The sequence below is a fragment of the Kitasatospora sp. NPDC024654 genome (assembly GCF_055559155.1).
This window is the reverse complement of sequence record NZ_JBVHLF010000135.1, coordinates 1-12,632: the sequence shown is the minus strand read 5'-3', so window position 1 is coordinate 12,632 and position 12,632 is coordinate 1. Positions and strand designations below refer to the sequence as shown.

Sequence of the window (12,632 nt, the reverse complement as noted above, 5' to 3'; positions counted from 1 at the left end):
TCACGGTCACCCGCGACCACCACCGCACGATGCTCGAACACCGACCGCGACACCACCAACGCGCGACCCACATCGGACAGTTCGAGCTCGGGTCGGTCGCCCAGGAAGGCCAGCAACCGCGCCGCCTGCCCGCGCAACGCCGCCTCACTCTTCGCCGACACCACCAGCGGCACCGCGCCGCCCTCGACCGGCTCGGCCGCGCTCGGCGCGGCGGCGGCCACCTCGACCGGCGCGTACTCCAGGATGGTGTGGGCGTTGGTACCGCTGATGCCGAAGGAGGACACGGCGGCCCGGCGCGGCCGGCCGGTCCGCGGCCACTCCCGCGCCTCGGTCAGCAGCTCCACCGCACCCGAGGCCCAATCCACCTTCGGCGACGGCTCGTTCACGTGCAGGGTCTGCGGCAGCACACCGTGCCGCATCGCCATCACCATCTTGATGATGCCGCCGACACCCGCCGCCGCCTGGGTGTGCCCGATGTTCGACTTCAACGAACCCAGCCACAACGGCCGCTCCGGCGACCGCTCCTGACCATAGGTCGCGAGCAGCGCCTGCGCCTCGATCGGGTCACCCAGCGGCGTCCCGGTGCCGTGCGCCTCGACCGCGTCGATCTCCTCCGCCGGCAGACCCGCGTTCGCCAGCGCCTGCCGGATCACCCGCTGCTGCGACGGACCGTTCGGCGCCGTCAGACCGTTGCTCGCACCGTCCTGGTTGACCGCCGAACCACGCACCACCGCGAGCACCGGGTGACCGTTGCGCTCGGCGTCGGACAGCCGCTCGACGAGCAGCATGCCGACACCCTCACCCCAGCCCGTGCCGTCCGCATCGGCCGAGAACGCCTTGCAGCGCCCGTCCGCCGACAGACCGCGCTGGCGGCTGAAGTCCACGAAGGTCTCGGGCGTGGCCATCACGGTCACGCCGCCCGCGAGCGCCATCGTGCACTCGCCGTTGCGCAGCGCCTGGATCGCCCAGTGCAGCGCGACCAGCGACGAGGAGCACGCGGTGTCCACCGTGACCGCCGGGCCCTCCAGGCCGAAGGTGTAGGCCACCCGCCCGGAGGCGATGCTGCCGGACACACCGGTGCCCAGATAGCCCTCGACCCCGTCCGGCAGCTCGCTGATCCCGGTGGCGTAGTCGTGGTACATCACACCGGCGAAGACACCCGTCCGGCTGCCCTTGAGCGTGGCCGGGTCGATGCCGGCGCGCTCGATCGCCTCCCAGGAGGTCTCCAGCAGCAGCCGCTGCTGCGGGTCCATCGCCAGCGCCTCACGCGGCGAGATCCCGAAGAACGCCGGGTCGAAGAGACCGGCGTCGTGCAGGAAGCCGCCCTCGCGGGAGTAGGTGGTGCCCTGGTGGTCCGGGTCCGGGTGGTAGAGACCGTCCAGGTCCCAGCCACGGCCGGCCGGGAAGCCGGAGACCGCGTCGCCGGCCTCGAACACCAGCCGCCACAGGTCCTCCGGCGACTCCACGCCACCGGGATAGCGGCAGGCCATCCCGACGATCGCGATCGGCTCGTCGATCGCCACGGCGGCCACCGGGCCGGTCGCGGCGGTGTCCGAAGCGTCGCCCAGCAGCTCGGCGAGCAGGAAGGCGGCCAGCGCCAGCGGGCTCGGGTAGTCGAAGACCAGTGTCGCGGGCAGCCGCAGGCCGGTCACGCCGTTCAGCTCGTTGCGCAGCTCGACGGCGGTCAGCGAGTCGAAGCCCAGCTCCTTGAACGCCCGACCGGCCTCCACGGCGGTCGCATCGGCGTAGCCCAGCACGGCTGCCACCCGACCGCACACCAGGTCGAGCAGCGCGGCCTCCCGCTCGCCCGCCGGCAGCGCCAGCAGCCGGCCGGCCAGCTCCGAGCCGCCGGCCGAGCCGGCCCGCGCGACCCGGCGGGCGGGGACCCGGACCAGCCCGCGCAGCAGAGCGGGCAGCGTGCCGGCGGCGGCCTGGGCCCGCAGCGCGGCGAGGTCGAGGCGCATCGGCACCAGCGCGGGCTCGCCCGTGGCGGTGGCGGCGTCGAGCAGGGTCAGGCCCTCCGCCGAGGAGAGCCCGTGGATGCCGGCGCGGCTCATCCGCTGGACGTCGAGTTCGTCCAGGCTGCCGACCATGCCGCTGCTGTCGGCCCACGGACCCCAGGCGAGCGAGGTGGCGGCGAGGCCCTGGGCACGGCGCCGAGCGGCGAGGGCGTCCAGGAAGACGTTGGCGGCGGCGTAGTTGCCCTGACCGGGGCTGCTCAGGGTGCCGGCGGCCGAGGAGAAGAGCACGAACGCCGAGAGCCCGTCGGTGAGTTCGTGCAGGTTGAGCGCCGCGTCCAGCTTCGGACGCAGCACCGTGTCGAGCCGCTCGGGGGTGAGCGAGGAGACGATCCCGTCGTCCAACACACCGGCCGTGTGCACCACGCCCGTCACCGGGTGCTCCGCGAGCAGCGCGGCCAGCGCGTCACGATCCGCCACATCACACGCGGCGACGATGGCGTCGGCACCCAACTCGGCGAGCTCGGCGACCAGTTCGGCCGCACCGGGCGCGTCCATGCCGCGCCGCGAGACCAGCAGCAGGCTCCGCAGGCCGTGTTCGACCACCAGGTGCCGGGCGACCAGACCGCCCAGCATCCCGGACGCGCCGGTCACCAGCACCGTGCCGTCAGCCTCGAACACCGGCGCCGGCTCCACGGCGGCGGCGACCCGCGCCAGCCGGGGCGCGCGCAGGGCGCCGCCACGGACCGCCAGTTCCGGCTCGCCCGCGGCGAGCGCGGCCGACAGGGCCTCACGGGAGAAGTCGCCGCCGTCGAGGTCCAGCAGCACCAGCCGGTCGGGGTTCTCCCCCTGCGCGGCGCGGACCAGGCCCCAGACCGGGGCGTGGGTGAGGTCCGCGAGACCGTTCCCGTCGGCCGCGACCGCGCCCCGGGTCACCAGGACCAGGCGGGAGGCGGCGAACCGGTCGTCCGCCAGCCAGTCCTGGACGATGGCGAGCGCGCCGTGCAGCGCGGCCCGGACCGCCCCGGCCGGGTCGGTGGCGTCGGTGTCAGCATCGGCGTGCAGCGTCAGGAACACCGCGTCGGGGGCGGCCAGGCCGCCGTCCACCGCCGCACCCAGCGCGGCCAGGTCGGCGAAGGCGGTGGTGGTGCCGCCGGCCACGGCCAGCGGGTCGGTACCCAGCACAGCCCAGCGGCCGGCCGGCGCCGCCGACACCGGCAGAGCGACCCACTCCACCCGGAGCAGCGACTCCACGAAGCCGCCGCGGGCGCTGCGCACCTGGGTGTCGGAGACCTCGCGGGAGACCAGCGACTCGACCGCGGCGACCGGCTGGCCGGCCTCGTCGGCCAGCAGCAGCGCGGCGGCCTCCTGGTTGCGCTCGGAGAGCCGCAGCCGCAGCGCGGTGGCGCCGGTGGCGTACAGGGTCACGCCGTTCCAGGCGAACGGAATGCGCGCCTGACGGGGGGCTTCCTCGCCCGCCGGGCCGGTGATGTCCAGGCCGAGCGCGTGCAGCGCGGAGTCCAGCAGCGCCGGGTGCAGACCGTAGAGCGCGGCTTCCTCGTGCGCGGCCTCCGGCAGGCGGAGCTCGGCGTAGACGTCGCCGTCGTGGCGCCAGGCGGCGCGCAGGCCCTGGAAGACCGGGCCGTAGCCGAAGCCGGCCGCGGCCAGCCGCTCGTACAGGTCCTCGACGGCGACCTCGACCGCGCCGGCCGGCGGCCACTCGGTCAGCTCGAACGACGGCTCGGCGCCCGCGGCGGGGGCGAGCACACCGGTGGCGTGCCGGGCCCACGGCTCTCCCCCAGCCTGGAGGCTGGCATGTGCCCCCACGGCGAGCGCGTCCTCCAGTCGCGAGTGCACGGTGAGCGGACGGCGTCCGGACTCGTCCGCGGCACCCAGCGCCAGCCTCAGCTGCACACCACCACGCTCGGGCAGGACGAGCGGCGCCTCCAGCGTCAGCTCCTCCAACACCTCACAGCCCACGCCGTCACCGGCCCGGATGGCCAGCTCGACGAAAGCGGTGCCCGGCAGCAGGATCGAGCCCATCACGGCGTGGTCGGCCAGCCACGGGTGGGACTGCACCGACAGCCGGCCGGTGAACACCACACCGTCGGCGTCCGGAAGTTCGATGCTGGCGCCGAGCAGCGGGTGCCCGGCCGCGCCGAGACCGATCGACGTCACGTCACCCATCGCCAGCAGCGGCGTGCGCGGCCAGTAGCGCTGGCGCTGGAAGGCGTAGGTCGGCAGGTCGACGCGCTGGGCGCCGGCGCCGGCGTAGAACGCCGTCCAGTCGACGGTCGCACCGCGCACGTACGCCTGGGCGAGCGCCGTGGTCAGCGTGCGGACCTCCGGGCGCTCGGCCCGCTGGACCGGCGCGAGCGCGGTGCCGTCCTCGGTGACGCAGTCCTGGCCCATCGCGGAGAGGGTGCCGTCCGGGCCCAGTTCCAGGAAGGTGCGGACGCCCTGGCCCTCCAGGGTCGCGACGGCGTCGCGGAAGCGGACCGCCTCGCGGACGTGGCGCACCCAGTAGTCGGGGGTGGTGAGGTCGGCCTCCTGGTCCAGCGTCGAGACGATCGGGATCCGCGGCGCGTGGAAGGTCAGACCCGCCACGACCGTGCGGAACTCCTCCAACATCGGCTCCATCAACGGCGAGTGGAACGCATGGCTCACCGTGAGCCGCTTCGTCTTGCGACCCTGCTCGGCCAGCTCGCCCGCGACCTCCAGCACGGCCGCCTCGGCGCCCGAAAGCACCACCGAGGACGGACCGTTGACCGCCGCGAGACCCAACTCGGCCTCGCGACCGGCCAGCAGCGGCAGCACCTCGTCCTCGGCCGCCTGCACCGCCACCATCGCACCACCAGTGGGCAGTTGCTGCATCAACCGACCACGCGCCGCCACCAGGGTCGCCGCGTCCGCCAGCGACAGCACACCCGCCACATGCGCGGCCGCGATCTCACCGATCGAGTGCCCGGCCAGGAAGTCGGGCAGCAGGCCCCAGGACTCGACCAGGCGGAACAGCGCGACCTCGATCGCGAACAGCGCCGGCTGCGTGAAGCCGGTCTCGTGGATCGACTCGCCCTCGGCGGCGAACACCACCTCGCGCAGCGGACGGTCCAGGTGCTGGTCCAGGTGCGCGAACACCTCGTCCAGCGCGTCCGCGAACACCGGGAACGCCTCGTACAGTTCACGGCCCATCCCGGCCCGCTGGCTGCCCTGACCGGTGAAGAGGAAGGCGAGCCGGCCCTCGCCGGCCGAGCCCTCGACCACGTTCGCCGCGGACTCGCCCGCCGCCAGCGCGCCCAGTCCGCGCAGCAGTTCCTCCCGCTCACCGGCGATCACCACCGCGCGGCGCTCCAGCGCCGCCCGGCCGGTCGCCAACGAGTACGCCAGGTCGACGAGTTCGCCGTCCCCGGCAACCGGCAGCAGCCGCTCCGCCTGGGCCCGCAGCGCGGTGTCGTGCTTCGCGGAGAGCACCACCGGCAGCACCGACGGCGCCACCGACGCCTCGACGGCCGACGGCTCCGCGAGCTCCGGCGCCTGCTCCAGGATGGTGTGCGCGTTCGTCCCGCTGAACCCGAAGGACGAGATGCCGACCCGGCGCGGCGCGCCGGTCCGCGGCCACGCGGTCGCCTCGGTCAGCAGCTCCACCGCGCCCGTCGACCAGTCGACGTGCGGCGTGGGCTGCTCCACGTGCAGGGTCTGCGGCAGCACGCCGTGCCGCATCGCCATGACCATCTTGATCACACCCGCGACACCGGCCGCGGCCTGGGTGTGCCCGATGTTGGACTTGATCGAGCCCAGCCAGAGCGGCTGGTCGGCCGGCCGCTGCCCGTAGGTGGCGAGCAGGGCCTGCGCCTCGATCGGGTCACCGAGCGCCGTGCCGGTGCCGTGCGCCTCCACCGCGTCGATCTGGTCGGCGGTCAGGCGCGCGTTCTCCAGCGCCTGGCGGATCACCCGCTGCTGGGACGGGCCGTTCGGGGCGGTCAGGCCGTTACTGGCACCGTCCTGGTTGACGGCGCTGCCGCGCACGATCGCCAGCACCGGGTGCCCGTTGCGGCGGGCGTCGGAGAGCCGCTCGACCAGCAGCATGCCCGCGCCCTCGCCCCAGGCGGTGCCGTCGGCGGCGGCGGAGAAGGCTTTGCAGCGGCCGTCCGCCGACAGCCCGCGCTGGCGGCTGAAGTCGAGGAAGGTGTCGGGCGTGGCCATCACGGTGACGCCACCGGCGAGGGCGAGCTCGCACTCGCCGTTGCGCAGCGCCTGCACCGCCAGGTGCAGCGATACCAGCGAGGAGGAGCAGGCCGTGTCGACGGAGACCGCCGGGCCCTCCAGGCCGAAGGTGTAGGAGAGCCGGCCGGCCAGCACGCTGGCCGAGGTGCCGGTGCCGAGGTGGCCTTCGAGCTCCTCGGGCGAGTTCATCAGCAGCGCGAGGTAGTCCTGGCCGTTGGTGCCGGCGAAGACGCCGGTCCGGCTGCCGCGCAGCGTGCCCGGGTCGATGCCCGCCCGCTCGAACGCCTCCCAGCTGGTCTCCAGCAGCAGGCGCTGCTGCGGGTCCATGGACAGCGCCTCGCGCGGCGAGATGCCGAAGAAGGCGGGGTCGAACTCGGCCGCGTCGTAGAGGAATCCGCCCTCGCGGGTGTAGATCCTGCCGACCCGCTCCGGGTCCGGGTCGTAGAGCGTGTCGACGTTCCAGCCGCGGTCGTCCGGCAGACCGGACATCGCGTCGGTGCCCGCGACGAGCAGCTGCCACAGCTGCTCGGGGGTGCTGACGCCACCGGGGAAGCGGCAGCTCATCGCGACGATGGCGATGGGCTCGTCGTCCACCGCGGTGGACGTCACGGTCGGTGTCGCCGCGCTGGCCCCCTGCTGGCCGAGCAGCTCGGAGCGCAGGTGCTCGGCGAGCGCGTCGGCCGTCGGGTAGTCGAAGACCAGGCTGCTCGGCAGGCTCAGGCCGGTGGTCGCGTTGAGGCGGTTGCGCAGCTCGACGGCGGTCAGCGAGTCGAAGCCGAGCTCCTTGAAGGCCCGGCCGGACTCCACCGTCTCCGTACCGGTGTGGGCCAGGACGGCAGCGACGTTGTCGCGCACCAGCTCGAGCAGGGCGCGCCGCTGCTCGGCCTCGGACAGGCCGGCCAGGTGGCCGGTCGGCGAGCCGGCGGCGACCGGCGCCTCGGCGCCGGCGGCCGGGCGGGCCTCCGGGAGGTCGCCGAAGAGCTCGCTGGGGCGAGCGGCCGTCATGACGGACAGGAAGCGGTCCCAGGCGATGTCGGCGACCGTGAGGGCGCCGTCACCGTGGTCCAGGGCCTGCTGGAGGGCGGCGACGGCCAGTGCCGGAGCCATCGGCGGGACACCGTCGCGGCGCAGCCGCTGCTCGAGGGTCGCGTCGGCGGCCATGCCGCCCTGCGCCCACGGGCCCCAGGCGATCGAGGTGGCCGGCAGGCCGTCGGCGCGACGCTGCTCGGCCAGCGCGTCCAGGAACGCGTTGGCGGCGGCGTAGTTGCCCTGGCCGGCGTTGCCGACCGTGCCGGCGATCGAGGAGAAGAGCACGAACGCCGAGAGTCCGTCGGTGAGTTCGTTCAGGTTGCGGGCGGCGTCCACCTTCGGACGGGTGACGCCGGCGAAGCGCTCGGCGGTCAGGCCGTCCACCATGCCGTCGTCCAGCACGCCGGCGGTGTGGAACACCGCCGACACCGGCTGCTCCAGCGACGCGAGCAGCGCGGCCAGCGCGTCACGGTCGGCCACGTCACACGCGGCGACGGTGGCGGCGACGCCCAGCGCGGCCAGCTCCTCCCGCAGTTCGGCCGCACCCGGAGCGTCCGGGCCGCGCCGGCTGGTGAGCACCAGGTGCTCGGCGCCGTTGCGGGCCAGCCAGCGGGCCACCTCCGCACCCAGCGCACCGGTGCCACCGGTGACCAGCACCGTGCCGGACGGCTGCCACGTGACGGCCTCGCCTCGGGACGAACGCACCAGGCGGCGGCCGAAGACACCCGACGCGCGAACCGCGACCTGGTCCTCGCCACCCACGCCGGCCAGCACACCGGCCAGCCGCGCGAGCACCCGCTCGTCGATCGAGGAGGTCGTGGGGAGGTCGACCAGACCGCCCCAGCGCTCCGGGTGCTCCAGCGCCACCACCCGGCCCAGACCCCAGATCTGCGCCTGTGCGGGGTTGGCCAGCCGGTCCGAGCGGCCCGTCGACACCGCACCGCGCGTCACGCACCACAGCGGCGCGACGACACCCGTGTCACCCAGCGCCTGCACGAGCGTCGCGGTGAGCATCGGCTCCCCGTCCGGCGCCGGCAGCCACACCACGCCGGTGACCGCGGTGGCGTCATCCACCGCGTCACGCAGCAGCCGCGCCACCGAGTCGCGTTCCACGGCCGCGCCGTCGACCTCGACCTGCCGGACCTCGACGCCACGCGCGGACAGCGCGCGCAGCAGGGCGAGCACGGCGGTGTCCTCGGCCGACCCGGCCGGGAACGCCACCAGCCAGGTGCCCGAGAGGGCACGCGAGGCGGCTTGGCGCAGCGGCTTCCAGGTGATCCGGTAGCGCCAGCCGTCCACCGTCGCCTGCTCGCGGCTCTTGCGGCGCCAGGCCGAGAGCGCGGGCAGCACCGAGCTGAACGGCTGGTCGCCGCCCAGCTCCAGGGCCGAGGAGAGGGCGTCCAGGTCACCGCTGTCGACGGCCGCCCAGAAGCTGGCGTCCACCGCGTCGGTCTGCGCCTCGGCCGGGGCCGCCGGGGCGGCGGCGTTCTCCAGCCAGTACCACTCCCGCTGGAAGGCGTAGGTCGGCAGGTCCACCCGCCGCGCACCGCGTCCGGCGAACACCGCCGGCCAGTCCACGGCCACACCGCGCACGTGGAGTTGGCCGAGGGCGGTGGTCAGCGTGCGGGCCTCGGGACGGTCGGCGCGCAGCACCGACGCGAACACCGCGTCCTCGGTCACGCAGTCCTGGCCCATCGCGGCGAGCACGCCGTCCGGGCCGAGCTCCAGGAAGGTGCGGACGCCCTGGCCCTCCAGGGTCTGGACGGCGTCGCGGAAGCGGACCGCCTCGCGCACGTGCCGCACCCAGTACTCGGACTCGGTCGGGTCGGCGGACTGGTCGAGGGTCGAGACGATCGGGATCCGCGGCGCGTGGAAGGTCAGACCCGCCACGACCGTGCGGAACTCCTCCAACATCGGCTCCATCAACGGCGAGTGGAACGCATGGCTCACCGTGAGCCGCCGGGTCTTGCGACCCTGCTCGGCCAGCTTGCCCGCGACCTCCAGGACGGCCGCCTCGGCGCCCGAAAGCACCACCGAGGAAGGACCGTTGACCGCCGCGAGACCCAACTCGGCCTCCCGACCGGCCAGCAGCGGCAGCACCTCGTCCTCGGCCGCCTGCACGGCCACCATCGCACCACCGGCCGGCAGTTGCTGCATCAGCCGACCACGCGCCGCCACCAGGGTCGCGGCATCGCCCAGCGAGAGCACACCCGCGACGTGCGCGGCGGCCAGCTCACCGATCGAGTGACCCGCCAGGAAGTCCGGGCGGACGCCCCAGGACTCGACGAGCCGGAACAGGGCCACCTCGACCGCGAACAGCGCCGGCTGGGTGTACGCCGTCTCGTCGATCCGCTCGCCCGCGAAGACGACATCCTTCAGCGGCCGGTCCAGGTGCCGGTCCAGCTCCGCGCAGACCGCGTCGAACGCCTCGGCGAACACCGGGAACACGGCGTGGAGTTCGGCCCCCATGCCGACCCGCTGGCTGCCCTGACCGGTGAACAGGAACGCCGTCCGGCCCGCCGTACCGGCGGTGCCGAGCAGCGCGTCGGCGGCCGGCTCGCCGGCGGCCAGCGCGGCCAGCGCACGGGCGAACTCCGCGCGCTCGCCGGCGACGAGCACCGCGCGGTGCTCCAGCATCGCCCGGCCGGTCGCCAGCGAGTAGGCCAGGTCGCTGGTGGTCGGCCCGGTCTCCGTGTCGAGCTGGGTGAGGTGGGTGAGCAGCGCCCGCGCCTGGTCGCGCAGGGCCTCCTCGCCGCGGGCCGAGAGAAGCCACGGCTGGACGGCGGGCATCGGCGCGCCGGCGGCCTCGACCTCGGCGTCCTCGAAGACGGGTGCCTGCTCCACGATGGTGTGGGCGTTGGTGCCACTGAAGCCGAAGGACGACACACCGGCCCGGCGCGGCCGGCCGGTCCGCGGCCACTCGCGCGCCTCGGTGAGCAGCTCGACCGCGCCCGCCGACCAGTCGACGTTCGCGGAGCGCTCGTCCGCGTGCAGGGTGCGCGGCAGCACGCCGTGGCGCATCGCCATCACCATCTTGATGACGCCGCCGACACCCGCCGCCGCCTGGGTGTGCCCGATGTTGGACTTCAACGAGCCCAGCCAGAGCGGCTGGTCGGCCGCCCGGTCCTGCCCGTACGTCGCCAGCAGCGCGTGCGCCTCGATCGGGTCGCCCAGCGGGGTTCCGGTGCCGTGCGCCTCGACCACGTTCACCTGGTCGGCCGTCAGTCCGGCGTCCTTGAGCGCCTGGCGGATCACCCGCTGCTGCGACGGACCGTTCGGCGCCGTCAGACCGTTGCTCGCGCCGTCCTGGTTGATCGCCGAGCCACGCACGATCGCCAGCACCGGGTGTCCGTTGCGCCGGGCGTCGGAGAGCCGCTCCACGAGCAGCATGCCGGCTCCCTCGGCCCAGCCCGTGCCGTCCGCGCCGGCCGAGAACGCCTTGCAGCGCCCGTCCGAGGCCAGGCCGCGCTGACGGCTGAAGTCGATGAACGCCTCCGGCGTGGCCATGACGGTGGCGCCACCGGCGAGCGCCATCGTGCACTCGCCCTGACGCAGCGCCTGCACCGCCAGGTGCAGGGCGACCAGCGAGGAGGAGCAGGCGGTGTCGACGGTGACGGCCGGGCCCTCCAGGCCCAGGGTGTAGGCGACGCGCCCGGAGGCGACGCTGCCGGCGGTACCGGTGCCGAGGTAGCCCTCGACCCCGTCCGGCAGCTCGCTGACCGAGGTGGCGTAGTCGTGGTACATCACACCCGCGAAGACGCCGGTGCGGCTGCCCTTGAGCAAGACCGGGTCGATGCCGGCCCGCTCGATCGCCTCCCAGGAGACCTCCAGCAGCAGGCGCTGCTGCGGGTCCATCGCGATGGCCTCGCGCGGCGAGATGCCGAAGAACGCCGGGTCGAACAGGCCGGCGTCGTGCAGGAAACCGCCCTCGCAGGAGTACGAGGTGCCCTTGTGGTCCGGGTCCGGGTGGTAGAGGTTCTCCACGTCCCAGCCACGGCCGGCCGGGAAGCCGGAGATCGCGTCGCCACCCTCGGTGACCAGCCGCCACAGGTCCTCCGGCGACTGGACGCCGCCCGGGTAGCGGCAGGCCATGCCGACGATGGCGATCGGCTCGTCGGCCACCCGGGCCGGTGCCGAGCTGGTGGCCGCGGCCGCCGGGTGGGCGCCGACGATCTGGGTGCGCAGGTAGTCGGCGAGCGCGGCGGGGGTCGGGTAGTCGAAGATCAGGGTGGGCGGCAGGCGCAGGCCGGTGGCCGTGTTGAGCGCGTTGCGCAGCTCGACGGAGGTCAGCGAGTCGAAACCGAGGTCCTTGAAGGCGCGGCCGGCCTCGATCACCTCGGGCGAGGCGTGTCCCAGTACGGCGGCCACCCGCACGCGCAGGACCTCGAGCAGCTCGCGGTCCAGCTCGGCCTCGGAGAGGCCGGCCAGTCGGCGCATGAGCTCCGAACCGCCGCCCGCGCCGGCCAGCGCGGCCCGGCGGGAGGGGACCCGGACCAGGCCACGCAGCAGGGCGGGCAGCGTGCCGGCGGCGGCCCGGGTGCGCAGGGCGGTCACGTCGAGGCGCATCGGGACCAGGACGGCGTGGCCGAGGCCGGCGGCGGTGTCGAGCAGGGCCAGGCCCTCGGCGTTGGCGAGGCCGGACATGCCGTCGCGCGCCAGGCGCTGGAGATCGGCGGCGTCCAGGGCGCTCGCCATGCCGCCGTCGGCCCACGGGCCCCAGGCCAGCGAGAGCGCGGGCAGGCCCAGCTGGGCCCGGTGGACGGCCAGCGCGTCCAGGAAGGCGTTGGCGGCGGCGTAGTTGGCCTGGCCGGCGCCGCCGAGGGTGGCGGCGTTCGAGGAGTAGAGCACGAAGGCGGCCAGGTCGAGCCCGGCGGTCAGCTCGTGCAGGTTGAGCGCGGCGTCCACCTTGGGCCGCAGCACGGCGTCGAGCCGCTCCTCGGTGAGCGAGGAGAGCACGCCGTCGTCCAGGACGCCCGCCGTGTGCACGACGGCGGTGAGCGGACGCTCCAGCGAGCCGAGCAGTTCGGCGACCGCCGCACGGTCGGCCACGTCGCACGCCGCCACCGTCACGGTGGCGCCCAACTCGGACAGTTCATCGATCAGTTCGGCCGCTCCCGGGGCGTCGGCGCCGCGCCGGCTGGTGAGCAGCAGGTGCCGGGCGCCGTGCTCGGTGACCAGGTGCCGGGCGGCCACGGCGCCCAGCGCGCCGGTGCCACCCGTGATCAGGACGGTGCCGTCCTGGTCCAGCCGCCAGGCCGTACCGCCCTGCGGCTCGGTCAGCGCCTCGTCCGTGGCGACCCGGGCCAACCGCGGCACGTGGCAGCCACCCTCACGGATCGCCAGCTCCGGCTCACCACTGGCCAGCCCAACCGCCACCGAGGCCACCGAGGTCGCCGCCGCGTCCAGATCCAGCAGCACGAA

At 74.7% G+C, this 12,632-nt stretch carries 1 protein-coding gene; it reads right to left on the bottom strand.

Going from position 1 to position 12,632, the window contains the following annotated elements; genetic code table 11:
• A partial coding sequence (locus tag ACZ38L_RS36335) for a type I polyketide synthase (protein WP_465701788.1) occupies positions 1-12,632 on the bottom strand: 12,632 nt, incomplete at both ends.